Source organism: Nocardia sp. NPDC055321 (genome assembly GCF_053645575.1).
Genome location: NZ_JBSHMS010000020.1, coordinates 61,967 through 77,777, shown reverse-complemented (window position 1 = coordinate 77,777; position 15,811 = coordinate 61,967). Strand labels below are relative to the sequence as shown.

13 protein-coding genes are annotated in these 15,811 nt (G+C 71.4%); 7 read left to right on the top strand and 6 right to left on the bottom strand.

The window, feature by feature from the left end:
• Positions 1 to 108: 108 nt before the first annotated feature.
• Complete coding sequence (locus ACWIGI_RS29425) at positions 109 to 1,455, top strand: salicylate synthase (RefSeq protein WP_454205779.1); 1,347 nt, start codon at positions 109 to 111, stop codon at positions 1,453 to 1,455.
• Here the strand turns inward: ACWIGI_RS29425 and ACWIGI_RS29420 are convergent, their stop codons facing one another.
• Both ACWIGI_RS29420 and ACWIGI_RS29415 read right to left on the bottom strand, forming a co-directional pair.
• A complete protein-coding gene (locus ACWIGI_RS29420; protein WP_454205777.1) occupies positions 1,456 to 2,331 on the bottom strand; it encodes an oxidoreductase in 876 nt (291 codons plus the stop codon). It abuts the gene before it with no gap.
• Between the two features lie 140 nt (positions 2,332 to 2,471).
• The gene (locus ACWIGI_RS29415) at positions 2,472 to 4,094 is read right to left on the bottom strand and encodes a (2,3-dihydroxybenzoyl)adenylate synthase (protein WP_454205775.1); all 1,623 of its coding nucleotides are present in this window, start codon (positions 4,092 to 4,094) and stop codon (positions 2,472 to 2,474) included.
• A gap of 137 nt (positions 4,095 to 4,231) precedes the next feature.
• Between ACWIGI_RS29415 and ACWIGI_RS29410 the strand changes: the two genes are divergently transcribed.
• Entirely contained in the window at positions 4,232 to 7,957 is a 3,726-nt protein-coding gene (locus tag ACWIGI_RS29410; protein ID WP_454205773.1) for a non-ribosomal peptide synthetase, read from the top strand.
• Between the two features lie 56 nt (positions 7,958 to 8,013).
• On the opposite strand, the gene ACWIGI_RS29405 is transcribed toward ACWIGI_RS29410, so the two are convergent.
• Together ACWIGI_RS29405 and ACWIGI_RS29400 are read right to left on the bottom strand one after the other, a co-directional pair.
• The gene (locus ACWIGI_RS29405; protein ID WP_454205771.1) at positions 8,014 to 8,676 is read right to left on the bottom strand and encodes a disulfide bond formation protein B; all 663 of its coding nucleotides are present in this window, start codon (positions 8,674 to 8,676) and stop codon (positions 8,014 to 8,016) included.
• Complete coding sequence (locus ACWIGI_RS29400) at positions 8,673 to 8,837, bottom strand: DUF5993 family protein (protein WP_454205769.1); 165 nt, start codon at positions 8,835 to 8,837, stop codon at positions 8,673 to 8,675. The genes ACWIGI_RS29405 and ACWIGI_RS29400 overlap by 4 nt, the downstream gene beginning before the upstream one ends.
• 166 nt (positions 8,838 to 9,003) lie before the next feature.
• On the opposite strand from ACWIGI_RS29400, the gene ACWIGI_RS29395 reads away from it, so the two are divergent.
• Together ACWIGI_RS29395 and ACWIGI_RS29390 are read left to right on the top strand one after the other, a co-directional pair.
• The gene (locus tag ACWIGI_RS29395; protein WP_454205767.1) at positions 9,004 to 9,888 is read left to right on the top strand and encodes an oxidoreductase; all 885 of its coding nucleotides are present in this window, start codon (positions 9,004 to 9,006) and stop codon (positions 9,886 to 9,888) included.
• A gap of 269 nt (positions 9,889 to 10,157) precedes the next feature.
• Positions 10,158 to 11,249 (top strand): 3-deoxy-7-phosphoheptulonate synthase, encoded by a 1,092-nt coding sequence (locus ACWIGI_RS29390; protein WP_454205766.1) that lies wholly within the window; start codon positions 10,158 to 10,160, stop codon positions 11,247 to 11,249.
• A 19-nt stretch (positions 11,250 to 11,268) separates the two neighbouring features.
• On the opposite strand, the gene ACWIGI_RS29385 is transcribed toward ACWIGI_RS29390, so the two are convergent.
• Together ACWIGI_RS29385 and ACWIGI_RS29380 are read right to left on the bottom strand one after the other, a co-directional pair.
• Positions 11,269 to 11,811, bottom strand: a complete 543-nt coding sequence (locus ACWIGI_RS29385; protein WP_454205764.1) for a class I SAM-dependent methyltransferase — start codon at positions 11,809 to 11,811, stop codon at positions 11,269 to 11,271.
• On the bottom strand, positions 11,808 to 12,401 hold the full coding sequence (locus ACWIGI_RS29380; protein ID WP_454205762.1) for a GNAT family N-acetyltransferase: 594 nt from the start codon (positions 12,399 to 12,401) through the stop codon (positions 11,808 to 11,810). The genes ACWIGI_RS29385 and ACWIGI_RS29380 overlap by 4 nt, the downstream gene beginning before the upstream one ends.
• 91 nt (positions 12,402 to 12,492) lie before the next feature.
• Here ACWIGI_RS29380 and ACWIGI_RS29375 point away from each other — a divergent pair, with 91 nt between their 5' ends.
• The 3 genes from ACWIGI_RS29375 (at position 12,493) to ACWIGI_RS29365 (ending at position 15,790) form a co-directional block, all read left to right on the top strand.
• Positions 12,493 to 13,416, top strand: a complete 924-nt coding sequence (locus ACWIGI_RS29375; protein ID WP_454205760.1) for a sigma-70 family RNA polymerase sigma factor — start codon at positions 12,493 to 12,495, stop codon at positions 13,414 to 13,416.
• Positions 13,417 to 13,555: 139 nt separating this feature from the next.
• Positions 13,556 to 14,737: a pyridoxal phosphate-dependent aminotransferase gene (locus ACWIGI_RS29370; RefSeq protein ID WP_454205758.1), complete on the top strand. Its 1,182-nt coding sequence runs from the start codon at positions 13,556 to 13,558 to the stop codon at positions 14,735 to 14,737.
• Positions 14,738 to 15,145: 408 nt separating this feature from the next.
• On the top strand, positions 15,146 to 15,790 hold the full coding sequence (locus tag ACWIGI_RS29365; protein ID WP_454205756.1) for a LysE family translocator: 645 nt from the start codon (positions 15,146 to 15,148) through the stop codon (positions 15,788 to 15,790).
• Positions 15,791 to 15,811 lie beyond the last annotated feature (21 nt).

Genomic DNA, 15,811 nt, shown 5'->3' with positions numbered 1-15,811 from the left:
ACTCGGGCAGAGGTGATATTGCCCATGGCGTCCGACTTCGCCATAAACGGAAAGGTAATGCTAACCTCACTCACATTAAAGTAAGGTAAGCATAACCTTGGAGGTCTGGTGTCGGCCACGGACGAACGGGTACGGCTCGATGGCGAGCAGCGCTGGGGCGAGTACGTCACCGATCCGGTCGCGGCGGTGTCCGCGCTGGCAGCTACGGAGCGTTTCGGTGAATACGTAGTCTACGAACGCCCCGGCGCATGGGTTTTCGCCGCGGATCCGATCGGCGGAGTCGAGCTGGACGCGGATGAGCTGCGAGTTTCCTGGGAAGGGAACATCACCACCGGCGCGTGGGATGGCAGTCCCGCGCAGGCCGTGGATCGCGCGCTCGCCGCACTGCCGCTGGGCGCCCGGAACGCGTACGGCTGGATCGGTTTCGAGTTCTGTGCGTGGTCGCTGGGCGCGACCGCGCACGTGCACCCCCGGGCCACCCTGGCACACCTGATGATTCCTCGCATCGAGGTCCGCATCGACGCCGCCGGTGTGCGGGTGTCCGGCGCCTCGCCCGCGGAGACCTCCGAGATCCACGAGCTGATCGCGGCCTCGCAGGGCACCGCGCTGCCGGTGGCGCATCCGGTCGACGTGACCGTGGACCCGACCGGCTACGCCGATCGCGTGGCCACCGGCGTCGAGGAGATCAACAGCGGCAAGTACCAGAAGGTCATCCTGTCGCGGAAGGTGGAACTGCCCTTCGCGGTGGACGTTCCGGCCACCTACCGCCTCGGCCGCGCCAACAACACCCCGGCCCGGTCGTTCCTGCTGCGCCTGGGTGGCCTCGAGGCCGCCGGGTTCAGCCCGGAGCTGGTCGCCTCGGTCGACAGCGCCCGCGTGGTCACCACCGAGCCGCTGGCCGGCACCCGCGCCTTCGGCCGCGGCGCCGACGTCGACATGGCGGCCCGCGCCGATCTGCTCAGCGACCCCAAGGAGATTGTCGAGCACGCGATTTCGGTGCAGACGTCCTTCTCCGAGATCGCCGCGGTCGCCGAGCCCGAGACCACCGCGGTCTCGGACTTCATGGCGGTGCGCGAGCGCGGCAGCGTGCAGCACCTGGCCTCCACGGTGCAGGGCCGGCTGGCCGCCGACCGCAGCCCGTGGGACGCGCTGGAAATGCTCTTCCCCTCGGTCACCGCCTCCGGCATCCCGAAGGCCGCCGGCGTCGACGCGGTGTTCCGCCTGGATCACGACCCGCGCGGACTGTATTCCGGTGCCGTGGTGACGGTCTCGCCGGACGGTGCGCTCGAGGCCACGCTGGTGCTGCGCGCGGTCTACCAGAGCGGCGCGGACGCGTGGCTGCGCGCGGGCGCGGGCGTGGTCGGGCAGTCCCGGCCCGAGCGCGAGTTCGAGGAAACCTGCGAGAAGCTCGGCAGCGTGGCGCCCTACGTGGTGCGCGCGCCCGAACGGGACTGATCACACCGGCAGTTCCACCCCCGTCGACCGCTCGGCCAGCTCACAGAGCTGACGGGCGGTTTTCTCGTCGTGTGAGGCGGCGCTGGACTCGGTCTCGACCGGATGCCCGCGCCAGCCCCACCAGGAGCCCGGCCCGTAGTACGCGCCGGGCCGGGCGGCCGCTGCGGCGGCGTACAGCGTTGGCAGCGCGCCCATCTCGACGCTCTGGGCCAGCACCCGATTACCGACGGCGATGAACTGCTCGAGGAAGTTCTCGGCCTTGGAGTTGATCTCGGTGGCGGCGTAACCCGGATGCGCGGCCACCGCGAGCCGCGCCGATCCGGCGGCGTCGAACCGGCGCTGGAGTTCGTAGGTGAACTGCAGCAGCGCCAGTTTGGTCTGGGCGTAGGCGCCGAATCGGCTGTAGGCGCGACGTTCCCAGTGCGGGTCCTCGAGGTCGATGCGCCCGATGTAGTGGGTGTGGCTGGAGACGTTCACCACGCGGTCGGAAATCCGTTCCAGCAGTAGACCGGTCAGCGCGAAGTGCCCGAGAAAGTTCGTGCCGAAATGTGTTTCGAAGCCGTCGGCGGTGCGGCCCCGGGGCACGGCCATCACCCCGGCGTTGTTGATCAGCACGTGCGCGTGCTCGATCGAGTCGGCGAAGGCGCGCACCGAGCCCAGGTCCGCCAGGTCCAGGGCCCGGATCTGGACCCGCCCGCCGGTGATGGTGTGCGCGACCGCCTGGGCCTTGACCTCGTTGCGGCAGGCCATGATCACCTGGGCGCCGGCCCCGGCCAGGCCGCGCGCGGTGGCCGCGCCCAGCCCGCTCGTGGCCCCGGTGACGATGTACGTCCGCCCGGTCAGGTCGGGAATGTTCGCTGTGTTCCAGCCGCCCATAGCATCACTCTATGACGCTCCGGGCCCGCGCGCACGTGGCAGTGCGGTGCGGAAATTCACACGCGCACAAAAGATTCGAAGCGCGGTGATCGGGATACGCACGCGCGCGTTTCGTGCTCGCGCGTATCCCGGCGCGGGTCTCAGGCCCCGCGCAGTGCCTTCTTGTCGATCTTGCCGACCGCGGTGACGGGCAGCGTGTCGGCCTGGCGCAGCACGTCCGGCAGCTTGTAGGTCGCCAGTCCGCGCCCGGTCAGGAAGGTCTTGATCTCGGCGAGCGAAGGCATCGCGTCCTCGACCACCAGTACCGCGCACGCCTTTTCGCCGAGCACCGCGTCGGGCAGTCCGACCGCCGCCGCGTGCCGCACGCCCGGGTAGGCGAGCAGATGCTCCTCGAGTTCGTCGCAGGAAATATTCTCGCCGCCGCGGTTGATCACGTCCTTGATGCGGCCCGAGACGATGAGGTGCCCGCTCGGCAGCTGCCGCACCAGATCGCCGCTGCGGTAGAAGCCGTCGGGGGTGAACGCGCGCGCATTGTGTTCCGGCGCACGGTAGTACCCGCGCAGGGTGTAGGGACCCCGGGTCAGCAGTTCGCCCTCCTCGCCCGGCGCCACGTCGTTGCCCTCGCCGTCGACCACGCGCACCTCGTCGGCGGGGGAGAGCGGGCGGCCCTGGGTGGTGCACACCAGGTCGTCCGAATCCTCCGCGCGGGTGTAGTTCAGCAGTCCCTCGGCCATGCCGAAGACCTGCTGCAGCCGCACGTTCAGTGCCGGAACCACTTCGCGCGCATTGACTTCGGCCAGTCGCGCGCCGCCGACCTGCAGCAGGCGCAGCGTCGACAGATCCGCGTCCTCCCAGTCCACCGCGGCGGACCACAGCTGCGCCAGCGGCGGCACCACGGCGGTCACGGTGACCCCGTGCCGCTCGATGGCGGCGAAGGCGTTCTCCGGGCTGGGATCGGTGACGAAGGCGATGGCGCCGCCGGTGGCGATGGTGCCGAGCACGCCCGGGCAGGCGAGTGGGAAGTTGTGCGCCACCGGCAGAGTCGCGAGGTAGACGTCCTCGGGGCCGAGTTCGCACACCTCGGCGCTGGCCTTCGCGTTGTAGGTGTAGTCGTCGTGGGTGCGGGCGATGAGCTTGGGCAGGCCGGTCGTGCCGCCGGAGACCAGCATGAGCGCGATATCGGAGGCGTCGACCTCGGGCAGCGAATCCCCATCGGCCCGAACGCTGTTCAGATCGGTGAACTCGCCCGGATCGCCGAGCACCAGCACGTGCCGCAGGGAGGGCGCGGCGGCCCGGACCTCGGCGGCCAGGACGCGGTAGTCGAAATCGCCCGCGCGGTCCGCGATCACGTAGGCGACCGCGCCGGACAGGTTGGTGAGGTGCTCGATCTCGGCCCGGCGATGCGCGGGCAGGGTCAGCACCGGGATGATGCCGGCGCGCAGCAGGCCGAACAGCACCGTGATGAACTCGGGGGTGTTGGGCAGCTGCACCACGACGCGGTCGCCGGGCGCGATGCCGAGTGCGAGGAACCCGTGCGCCGCGCGATCGGCCGCCGCGTCGAGTTCGGCGTAGGTCGCTCCGGCGCCGTCCGCGCCGGGCACCAGGGCCGTGTGCTCGGGCCACTTCGCCGCGGCGGCGCGCAGCAGCTCGCCGAGCGGGGCGCCCGCCCAGTAGCCCTCGCGCCGGTACCGCTCGGCGAATTCGGGGGGAAAGGGAACGAAGCCGGCACGGTGATCCGGTGCGGCGGTGGGATTCGATGTCACTGCTCAGGCCTCGCGTAAAGGGGATAAGGGTCTCATTACAAAGGTTAGGCAACCCTATCTCAATGGGTTAGGCTCCTTCCGAACCCATCCGGCCATCCCGGCTCGGGATTGGCACGAGACAAGGAGTACCAGCGGAAATGGAGTCATCGCAGGGCGCGGGCGCGACCATCGCCAGGGACGAGATCCGGGCCGCGGTCGCCGGGCACCTCGGCCTCGAACCGGACGCCATCGCCGACCACGACGACCTCATTCAACTCGGTCTGGACTCCATCCGCACCATGAAGCTCGCGGGCTCCTGGCGCAAGCGCGGGCTGCCGGTGAACTTCGCCCAGCTCGCCGCCGAGCCCAGCGTCGCGGCCTGGCATCTGCTGCTGGGCGGTTCCGACGAACCCGCCGCGCCCGCCGCCGAGCCGGCCGCCGAACCCGCGGCCCCGGCGTTCGCCGATGACGGCACCCCCTTCGGCCTCGCCCCCATGCAGCACGCGTACTGGGTCGGCCGCGGTGAGGGCCAGCAGCTGGGCGCGGTCGCCGCGCACCTGTACGTGGAATTCGACGGCGCGGACGTGGACGCCGGTCGGCTGGAAACCGCCGCCGCCGCCCTGATCCAGCGCCACCCCATGCTGCGCACCCGCTTCCTGGGCGACGGTACCCAGCAGACCCTGGACCGCCCGGGCCGCCCGGTGTGGAGCCTGACCGACCTGCGCGCCGCCGACGCCGAGACCGCCGAGCGGACGCTGGAACAGTTGCGGGACAAGCGCACCCACCAGCTCATGGCGGTCGAGGACGGCCAGGTCATCGACATCGCGCTGACCCTGCTGCCGGACGGGCGCACCCGCCTGCACCTGGACGTGGACATGCTGGCCGCCGACGCCATGAGCTACCGCATCCTGGTCGCCGATCTCGCCCGGCTCTACCACGGTGAGCAGCTGCCCGCGCAGGACTACACCTTCCGCGAATACCTGGAGCGGCACGCCGCGGCCGCGCCCGAGCACGAGGCCGACCGGCAGTGGTGGCAGCGGCGACTGCCCGAACTCGCCGGCGCGCCCGAGCTTCCGCTCGCCACCGCGGCGGGCGACGCCGCCGCGCGCACCGTGCGCCTGCACCGCCGGCTCTCGCCCGACGCCAAGGCGCGGGTGTTCGCCGCCGCGCACTCGCGCGGCATCACCCCGGCGATGGCGCTGGCCTCGGTGTTCGCCGAGACCATCGGCGGCTGGTCCGCCCAGCGCCGGTTCCTGCTGAATCTGCCGCTGTTCCACCGGGAACCGGTGCATCCGCGGGTCGACGGCGTCGTCGGCGACTTCACCTCCTCGGTGCTGCTCGAGGTCGACGTGACCGCGCCGGCCACCGTCACCGAGCGCGCCCAGGCCCTGCAGCGCGAATTGCACGCCGCCGGTTCGCATTCGGGCTACTCCGGCCTCGAGGTGCTGCGCGATCTGGGCCGTCATCGCGGTGAGCCGGTGCTCGCGCCGATCGTCTACACCAGCGCCATCAACCTCGGCGAGCTGTTCTCCGAGCAGGTCACCGAGACCTTCGGCGACCCGGTCTGGATCATCTCCCAGGGCCCGCAGGTGCTGCTGGACGCCCAGGTCACCGAGGTCGGCGGCGGTCTGCTGCTGAACTGGGACATCCGCGCGGACGCGTTCCCCGCGGCCATGGTCGAGACCATGTTCGCCCGCTACATCGACGCCGTGCTGCGCCTGGCCGAGGTGGACGCCGACGGCCGCGAACTCGGCCCGGCCGGCGGCGCGGGCTGGGACGCCGACGCCGCGGTCCGGATCCCCTTGGAACAGGCCGTGATTCGCGCCCAGGTGAACGCCACCGACGGCCCGGTCACCGGCCGCGCTCTGCACACCGGCCTGTTCGACCACGCCGCGTCGAACCCCGGTGCACCCGCGGTGATCTGGGAGCGCGACGCGAGCGTGGCGGGGATCGTCGCCGGCTCGGCGGTCGATGCCGCGAACGGCAACCCGGCCTCGAACAGCGGTGCGGCCGCGAACGGCAGCCCGGCCGCGAACGGCAGCGTCGCCTCGGACGCCGGTGTGGCCTCGAACGGCAGCACCCACACGAACGGTGCTGCGGCGCAAGGGCAGTCCGCCGACGCGGACCGAGTCGTGGAAACGCTCACCTACGGCGGCCTGGCCGCGCAGGCGCTGGCCATCGCGGGCGCGCTGCGGGCGGCGGGTGTGCGGCCCGGCGACGCCGTCGCCGTGCAGCTGCCCAAGGGGCCGGACCAGATCGTGGCGACCGTGGGCGTGCTGGCCGCGGGCGGCGTGTACGTGCCGATCGGCTTCGACCAGCCCGCCGCGCGCCGGGCGGAGATCCTGCGCACCGGCGCGGTGGTCGCGGCGCTGACCGCCGGCGCCGTGGTGCCCGAGGTGCCGACCGTCGCGCTCGCCGACGCCCGCGTGTACCCGGAACCGTTGGCGGAGCCGGTGATCGGCGACCCCGAGGGCATCGCCTACGTGCTGTTCACCTCCGGCTCGACCGGCAAGCCCAAGGGCGTGGAGGTGCCGCATCGCGCCGCCATGAACACCATCGACGATCTCAACGAGCGCTTCGAGATCGGGGTCGCGGACCGGGCGCTGGCGCTGTCCGCACTCGAGTTCGATCTGTCGGTGTACGACATCTTCGGCCTGCTGAGCGTCGGTGGCGCGGTCGTCGCGGTGAACGACACCCAGCGCACCGATCCGGCCCGCTGGGTGGAACTGCTGCGCGCACACGGCGTCTCGGTGCTGAACTGCGTGCCCAGCCTGCTGGACATGACGCTGGAGGCCGCCGCCGGACAACCGCTCGACAGCCTGCGCATGGTGATCCTGGGCGGTGACTGGGTCGACGTGGCCCTGCCCGGCCGCCTGGCCGCGGTGGCGCCGCGGGCCCGTTTCGCGGGGCTGGGCGGTGCGACCGAGACCGCCATCCACTCCACCATCTGCGAGGTCGTCGGCGCGGCGGTGCCCGCCGAATGGTCGGCGGTGCCCTACGGCACCCCGCTGCGCAACGTGCGCTGCCGGGTGGTCGGCCCGTCCGGTAACGACTGCCCCGACTGGGTCACCGGCGAACTGTGGATCGGCGGTGACGGCGTGGCCGCGGGCTACCGCAACGATCCCGAGCGCACCGCGGACCGCTTCGTCGTCCACGAGGGCCTGAACTGGTACCGCACCGGCGATCTCGCGCGGTATCTGCCCGACGGCGGGCTGGAGTTCCTCGGCCGCGCCGACCACCAGGTGAAGATCCGTGGCTACCGCGTGGAACTGGGCGAGGTGGAGAGCGCCCTGCGCGCGTTGCCCGGCGTCCGGCACGCCATCGCGGCGATCATCGGCACCGCCGCGCCGAAGCTGAGCGCCGTCGTGGTGCCCAACGACGGTGTGGCCCTGGCGGTTCCGGAGCTGCTGACCGCGGTCGGCGAGCTGCTGCCCGCGTACATGATTCCCAGCCGGGTGGAGCTGCTCGCCGAGCTGCCCTTCACCTCGAACGGCAAGCCGGACCGCAAGGCCATCGCGGGGCTGCTCGCGGTCGAGGACGAGGTCAGCGAATTCGTCGCGCCCGCAACCGATCCCGAGCGCGCGGTGGCCGACATCGTGGCGACCGTGCTCGATCGCGACCGGGTCGGCGCGACCGACGACTTCTTCGCCCTGGGCGGCGACTCGGTGCTGGCCACCGCCGTCATCGCTCGGGTTCGCGATTGGCTGGAGTCGCCCGACGCGGTCGTGGCGGACTTCTTCGCCGCCCGGACCGTCACCGGCCTGACCGCGCGACTGCTCGATCGCGAGCGCCGCGCGGGCCAGGCGGGCCGCCTGGCCCAGGTCGCCGCGCTCTACCTCGAGGTGGCCGCCATGACCGACGACGAGGTGCTCTCACACTCCTGAGAGCTGACAACTCTCTTGCGAAAACGGTGATCCCCGTGCCTGTTTCGGCGCGGGGGTCACTGTGCGTTGTCGGGCAGCACGCAGCCGTCGTGCAGCAGGCCGAGGTCGTGCGGCAGCTGATAGCAGGCCGGATCGTCGGGCAGCTTCCAGTGGAAGCCCTCCAGGAAGAACGTCGCCACCAGATTCACCGCGATCACCAGCGCCAGGAAGCCGAGCGCGGCCGCGCCGATCGCGCGATGCGGGCGAGACGGGATGTCGGTCGCGGCGGTGCTGTGCGAGAACGCCAGCACCACACCGATCGTGGTGACGGCCGCGACGAACAGCACCAGCGCCCAGACGTACAGGTGCAGGCCCAGATATGCACCGCCGTACCCCTTGTCGCCCGGCAGGATGTGCAGCATGGTCTGGCGCCAGGCGGTGAAGCCGCCGCCGAAGCAGGCCACGATGGCCAGGCCCCAGCCGACCGCGTAGTCGCGCTGCGCGATGCGCCCGTTCATGCCCTTGCGGACGATGTAGGCCCCGCCCAGGGCGGCCAGCAACATGAAGTAGCGCTGCAGCATGCACAGCGGGCACGGGTACTCCCAGTTGCCGAACTGGAAGCCGAGCCCGCCGCAGACCACGCCCGCCCAGCCGATCACGAAGATCACGGCCAGCCAGTACTGCACCTGCCCGAGCGCGCCGGTGGCCCGGGCGTCGGTCGTGGGGGCGGTGCCGGTCACCATGTGAGCCCCAGTCCGAGCGAGCTGGTGATGTGCAGCTTCAGCAGGAGGCCGCACGCGAGGAGGGCGAGGAACCAGCCGGTCAGAACAGACCGCCGGGAACTTTCCCGAAAGATCAGGAACAGCACGCACAGCAAACCCGCGAGTATGAGCGTGTCCATGTCGCGGACGCTACATCTCCCACTGGTGCAGGCCGGTAAAAGATGTGTGGACACGCCGCTCGTGCCGCGCTCTGAATCCAGTGGCGAATAGTCGGCTACCGACACTCGCGAGCCTGTTGGATTCGACACCCGGCGGTGGTACCCGGACCCCCCTAAACTCGATCCGGTGAGTGGTTGGGACTTCGCGGACATCCCGGATCAGACCGGTCGGACGATCGTCGTGACGGGCGCCAACAGCGGGCTCGGCAAGGTCACCGCGGGCGCGCTGGCGCGGGCGGGCGCGCAGGTGATCATGGCCTGCCGCAACGAGATCAAGGCTCGCGGCGTCGCCGACGAGATCGGCCACGGCGCCCAGGTGCGCCGCCTGGACCTGGCCGACCTGGCCTCGGTCCGGGAGTTCGCCGACTCGCTCGACGCGGTCGACGTGCTGATCAACAACGCCGGTGTCATGGGCGTGCCCGCCGGGCGCACCGTCGACGGGTTCGAAACCCAGTTCGGCACAAACCATCTCGGCCATTTCGCGTTGACCGGGCTGCTGCTGGACCGGATCCGCGATCGCGTGGTCACGGTGTCGAGCGGCCTGCACGCCATCGGCAAGATCGATCTCGCGGACCCGAACTGGGAGCACCGCCGCTATCAGCGCTGGCCCGCCTACGGCCAGTCCAAACTCGCGAATCTCATGTTCGCCTACGAGATCCAGCGCCGCTTGACCGCCGCCGGGTCGGCCAAGCTCTCGCTCGCCGCGCACCCCGGCTACGCCGCCACCGGCCTGCAGTCGCACACCGATTCCTTCTACGACGTCCTGATGGCCGTGGGCAATCGCGTTCTCGCCCAGAGCGCCCGGATGGGCGCCCTGCCCACCCTGTACGCCGCCACCGCGCCCGAGGCCGAGCCCGGCCGCTTCTACGGCCCCGGCGGTTTCCTGGGCCAGCGCGGCTATCCCGCCCCCAGCGGCTCGACCACCGCCGCCAAGGACGAGGTGACCGCCCGCCGCCTCTGGGAGATCTCCGAACAACTGACCAAGGTCACCTTCCCCTTCACCCGCCGCTGACCCTCACACGCGCCGACTACTCGGCCGATGCTCCAGCGCGGAGGGCAATGGACACAGTGTCGTACGCCATACGCACGTTGTGTCTTCTCTGGTACGGTGCTCGACATGCAGCGCGTGTATTTCTGGTTTAGCCAGCCGGCCCCGGGTGGGCCGAGCGGCGTGAACCTGCGCTGACTTCCTCCACCCCGAGCCGGATACAAGACCGGCTCCACGGGGTTTCGCAAGAAAATCCTCTGCGTGGGTCGGCCTGAGAAAAGGAACCCACGATCATGACTGTTGCCGCGGATCTGACACGGCATGCCGATCTCGACGACCAGCGCACGCTGAGCGTGAGCCCGCTGCTCTCGCCCGCCGATGTGCGCGCCGCGCACCCCATCGACGACACCCTCGCCGATGTCGTGCGCGCCGGCCGCAAGGCCACCGTGGATGTCCTCAACGGCGATGACGACCGCCTCATGGTGATCGTCGGCCCGTGTTCGGTGCACGACACCGACGCCGCGATGGACTACGCCCGCCGCCTCGCGGCCAAGGCGCAGGAGCTGGGCGACCGGCTGCACGTGGTCATGCGGGTCTACTTCGAGAAGCCGCGCACCACGCTCGGGTGGAAGGGCCTGATCAACGACCCGCACCTGGACGGCAGCTTCGACATCAACACCGGGCTGCAGGTCGGCCGGCAGCTGCTGGTGGACATCACCGCGCTGGGCCTGCCGATGGCCGTGGAATACCTCGATCCCATCACCCCGCAGTACATCGCGGACCTGGTCTCCTACGGCGCCATCGGCGCCCGCACCGCGGCCAGCCAGGTGCACCGCCAGCTCTCCAGCGCGCTGTCCATGCCGGTCGGCATCAAGAACGGCACCGACGGCGACGTCCAGGTCGCGGTCGACGGCGTGCGCGCCGCGGCGGCCAGCCACGTCTTCCCCGGCACCGACCTCGACGGCCGCTCGGCGCTGATCCGCACCGCCGGCAACCCGGACTGCCACGTGATCCTGCGCGGCGGCAGCAACGGCACCAACTTCGACGCCGACTCGTGCGCGGAAGCCCTGCTGCGCCTGGAGAAGTCGTCGCTGCCCCAGCGCCTGGTGGTCGACGCCAGCCACGGCAACAGCAACAAGGACCACAACAAGCAGGTCGACGTGGTCACCGATATCGCCGAGCGCATCGCGGGCGGCGAGCGCACCGTCGTCGGCCTGATGATGGAGAGCTTCCTGGTGGCCGGCCGCCAGGATCTCACCCTGGGCAAGGCCGAGGAACTCACCTACGGCCAGTCCATCACCGACGCCTGCCTGGACTGGAACGTCACCGCCGAGCAGCTCGACCGCCTGGCCGACGCCGTCGCCCGCCGCCGCGCGCAGGCCTGAAAACCCGCGCCGCCGAGTGTTATTCGCCGCCCCGCAGGGTGGCGATGACGCACAGCAGGTCCCCGGCGCGCACCACGCGCTGATCGAAACCCGCCGCCGACAAGTGTCCGAACAGCTTGTCCGGGGCGGGTTTCGGGCTTTCCGGGGGATCGTCGGGCCCGCCGTAGCCGTACACGAGATACAGGATCCCGCCGGGCGCGAGCAGCTCGCGCACCATCGCGAGTCCGCCGCCGGCGTCGCGGGTCCAGAACAGATTCACGTTGCACGCCAGGATCCGGTCGAACGGGCCGCCCGCCGCCCGGAGCAGCGCGGTCGCGCCCGGGTCCGGCACATCCGCGTGGACCAGGCGCAACCTGCCCGAATCGAGCAGGGCGGCATGCTTTTTCGCCGACCGGGCGATCGCGGTGGCGGACCGGTCGACGGCCACCAGCGTGCCGGTGCGCAACGGACCGGCCAGGTACGCCGCCGACGGGCTCGACCCCGCGCCGATCTCCAGGATCCGATCGCTCGCCCGGATGTCCATCATCCGCGCGATCCATTCGAACCGATCCTCGCCGGTCATCGGGCCGGCCGCGGGGGGATCGGCCAGGCGGGGGCGGGGCCCGGGGGATCGCTGATCAGGCGGCTCGCTATCCAGCAGTCGTGGCGCGTGCCGCGCTGGAGGGTGCCGCCGCGCAGCAGGCCCTCGTAGCGGAAGCCCGCGCGCCTGGCCACCGCGGCCGAGGCGTGATTGCCCGCCAGCGCCCGCCATTCGATGCGCACCAGGCCCAGGAAGCCGGGATCGAAACCGGCCGCGCAGACCAGGTTCACGGCCCTGGTCATGAGCCCGCGCCCGCGCAGCTCCGGCGCCAGCCAGAAGCCGATCTCGCTCGCGCCGTCGTCGCGCCGGGACTCGCTGGGGCCCAGCCCGATCATGCCCCGCACCGCCCCGTGCGCACCCAGGCGCAGCGCCCAGGTGGGGGTGCGCGCGGCCCAGCCCGGGATCACCGCGTCGCACACGAACGTCTCGGCGTCGCTGCGGCGATAGGGGACCGGCATCGTGGTCCAGCGGCCCACCGACGGCTCCTGACAGCAGGCGGTGATGTCGTCGATGTCGTGCACGGTCGGCGGGGAGAGCCGGAGCGGGCCGTCCGAGAGCGTCTGCGGATCCACCGAGCCATGCTGACACGGAACCGCGCACGGGCGCACCGGGTTTGCGGGTCCGGTGCGGGCCGTTCCGGGCCGCCTCCGTAGCATCGGAGCGATGGTTGCCGCTCTGCTCGCCGACTTGTTCGAAGGCCACAGGTCCCACCTGCTGTCGGTGGCCTACCGGCTCACGGGCAGTGTCGCCGACGCCGAGGACGCGGTGCAGGAGGGCTGGCTGCGCCTGGCCGTGGCCCGGCAATCGGAGATCGAGGACCTGCGGGCCTGGCTCACCACGGTCGTGAGCCGCATCTGCCTGGACCGGCTGCGCAGCGCCGCCGCGCGCCGCGAACAGTACGTGGGCCAGTGGCTGCCCGAACCCATCGTCACCTCGGCCGCGCCGTCGAGCACCCCCGATCCGCTGGCCGCGCTGGTGCGCAAACAGGACTGTCGTTTCGCCGCGCTGGTGGTGATGGACGCGCTGACCCCGCCGCAGCGGGTGGCCTTCGTGCTGCACGACGGGTTCGGCGTGCCGTTCGACGAGATCGCCGACGTGCTCGACATCTCGGTCGAGGCCGCCCGGCAATTGGCGGTGCGAGCCCGGAAAGCCTTGGCGCACACGCCGGAACCGGTCTCGGACGACGAACACAATCTCGCCGTGCAGCGGTTCCTGGAGGCGCTGCTGCGGGGCGATGTGAACAGCGTGATCGCCGCGCTGCATCCGGACGCGCGCACCATCGGCGACGCCGGCGGCACCACCGGCACGGCCATCAACATCGTGGAGGGCGCGGAGAAGAACACCCGCCTGTGGCTGGGCCTGCGCACCCGGTACGGCTTCCACGACCCCGAACGACTGGCCGGCGGCTTCGAACCCGTGCTGGTCAACGGACAGCTGGGCATGCTCATTCACGAGCGCGCCTCGGAGAACGGCTACCCGGGCACCCCGCTGCGGATCTACGGCTACACGGTCCGCGATGGAAAGGTCTGGGGCATCTACGATCTGGTGAACCCGGCCAAGCTCAAGGGCATCCGGCTGCCGAATTAGCTCGCGCTGATCGGGACCCGGAACCCGATGCCGGAACCGGCGGTCCCGGTGCGCTGAGCTGCGGTGCGAGCGCCGCCACCCGGTGACGAGCCGCCCCGGGGCCGCGAGCCGCGGCGCCCGAGTCGACTATTCTCCGGACATGCCTGAGATTCCCACCGTCGCCCGGCTGCGCCCGTACGCGTCGACGATCTTCGCGGAGATGACCGAGCTCGCCGTCCGGCACGGCGCGGTCAATCTCGGACAGGGTTTCCCGGACACCGACGGGCCCGCGGGCATGCTCGAGGTGGCGCGCCAGGCCATCGCCGACGGCTTCAACCAGTACCCGCCCGGGCGCGGGGTGCCCGCGCTGCGCCAGGCCATCGCGGTGGACCGGGCCCGGCGCTACGGCACGCACTACGACCCGGACAGCCAGATCCTGGTGACGGTCGGCGCGACCGAGGCGATCGCGGCGACCATTCTCGGCCTGGTCGAGCCCGGCGACGAGGTGGTGCTCATCGAGCCCTACTACGACTCCTACGCGGCCGCCGTCGCACTCGCGGGCGCGCACCGCCGCACCGCCCGGCTCGTGCCCGACGGCGACGGCTTCGCGCTCGACCTGGACAGCCTGCGCGCCGCCATCACCCCGAAAACCCGTATGCTGCTGGTGAATTCGCCGCACAACCCGACCGGAACCGTGCTCTCGCGGGCCGACCTGTCCGCCATCGCGGCGCTGGCCATCGAGCACGACCTCTACGTCATGTCCGACGAGGCGTACGAGCACCTGGTGTTCGACGGGCACGCGCACCACAGCATCTCGACCCTGCCCGGCATGTACGAGCGCACCGTCGTGATCTCCAGCGCCGCCAAGACCTTCAGCGTCACCGGCTGGAAGATCGGCTGGGCCTGCGCTCCGGCCCCGCTGCTGGACGCGGTGCTGGCCGCGAAGCAGTTCCTCACCTTCGTCGGCGGCGGCCCCTTCCAGCCCGCGATCGCGCACGCCCTGACCCACGAACAGCACTGGGTCGAGGCCCTGCGCGACACCATCTCCGAGAAGCGCCTGCGCCTGTCCGCCGCCCTGGCCGAGGCCGGTTTCGGCGTGAAGCGCAGCGACGGAACCTATTTCGTCTGCGCCGACATCACCCCCCTGGGTGCGAGCGACGCCTACGACTTCTGCCGTGAGCTCCCCGCCCGCCTCGGCGTGGCCGCGGTCCCGGTGAGCGTCTTCGCCGACGACAAACCGAGCTGGAACCACCTGGTGCGCTTCACCTTCTGCAAGAAGGAAGAGACGATCGCCGAGGGCGTCCGCCGCCTCCGCGCCGGAAAGTCCGTCGCGACAAGGTAGTCGAGCGCCCGGCAAGGTGATCCGCCGCGGTGTGGTCACCGGGATCCTCGCGCCCGGGCAGCCGGGGGCGTGCGGCCACCTGGTCGGTAGAGGGCCGTCAACGCGAGGTAACCGCCCGCCCCGCATGGTGATCCGGCGCTGAGTGGCGACCTGGATCTCTGATGTGTGTCCGAGGGCCTGCCGCTGCCTGCTCGGGGGAGAGGCAGTGGTGTGACTGATCACGCGTGAACCGCCGTCGCGTGGCGAGCCGGATGTCTCGGCGCGTCGAGGGTGTGTGCGGGTACCTGCCCCAGCGGGGGTGCGCGCCGATATGCCGCTCCCCGGCTGCGGCCACGACCGCCCTCGGCGGGTCCAGTGGCCGCGGACTGGACCGCGACAGTCCGGGGTCCGGGGGCGCAGGATCGAACCATGATCGGAACTGCGGCGGTGCTCGGGGTTGCGGCGGCGGCGCTGGGGATGGTGCTGACGCCGGGGCCGAACATGATGTATCTGGTGTCGCGGACCGTGTCGCAGGGGCGGCGGGCCGGATTCGTCTCCCTCGCGGGTGTCGCGGTGGGATTCGCGGTCTACCTGGCGGCGGCGACGGCCGGGATCACGGCGGTGTTCGCCGTCGTGCCGGGCCTGTATCTGGCGCTCAAGCTGGCGGGGGCCGCCTACCTGGGCTGGCTGGCGTGGAAAACGCTGCGGCCGGGCGGGGTCTCGGCGTTCGCGCCGGCCGCGCTGCCCGCCGACCCGGCGCGGCGGCTGTTCACCATGGGCCTGGTCACCAACCTGCTCAACCCCAAGATCGCCATCATGTACATGGCGCTGATCCCGCAGTTCGTGGCGCCCGCCAACGGGCACGTGTGGTTGCAGAGCCTGTCGCTGGGCGCGGTGCAGATCACGGTCGCGCTGACCGTGAACGCCCTCATCGTGCTCAGCGCGGGCGCCGTCGCGACCTTCCTCGGCGGCCGCCCGCTCTGGCTGCGCGCCCAGCGCTACGTCACCGGAACGGTGCTCGGCGCGATGGCCGCGCTGGTCGCCACCGACCGCACCCGCCCGCTGCCCGCCTGAGGGGGCCACGCCCGCGGCGGC

Coding starts and splice junctions, on each gene's coding strand:
- ACWIGI_RS29370 (WP_454205758.1), top strand. CDS start 13,556: ATGCCTGAGATTCCCACCGTCGCCCGGCTGCGCCCGTACGCGTCGACG.
- ACWIGI_RS29420 (WP_454205777.1), bottom strand. CDS start 2,331: ATGGGCGGCTGGAACACAGCGAACATTCCCGACCTGACCGGGCGGACG.
- ACWIGI_RS29390 (WP_454205766.1), top strand. CDS start 10,158: ATGACTGTTGCCGCGGATCTGACACGGCATGCCGATCTCGACGACCAG.
- ACWIGI_RS29410 (WP_454205773.1), top strand. CDS start 4,232: ATGGAGTCATCGCAGGGCGCGGGCGCGACCATCGCCAGGGACGAGATC.
- ACWIGI_RS29375 (WP_454205760.1), top strand. CDS start 12,493: ATGGTTGCCGCTCTGCTCGCCGACTTGTTCGAAGGCCACAGGTCCCAC.
- ACWIGI_RS29400 (WP_454205769.1), bottom strand. CDS start 8,837: ATGGACACGCTCATACTCGCGGGTTTGCTGTGCGTGCTGTTCCTGATC.
- ACWIGI_RS29365 (WP_454205756.1), top strand. CDS start 15,146: ATGATCGGAACTGCGGCGGTGCTCGGGGTTGCGGCGGCGGCGCTGGGG.
- ACWIGI_RS29385 (WP_454205764.1), bottom strand. CDS start 11,811: ATGACCGGCGAGGATCGGTTCGAATGGATCGCGCGGATGATGGACATC.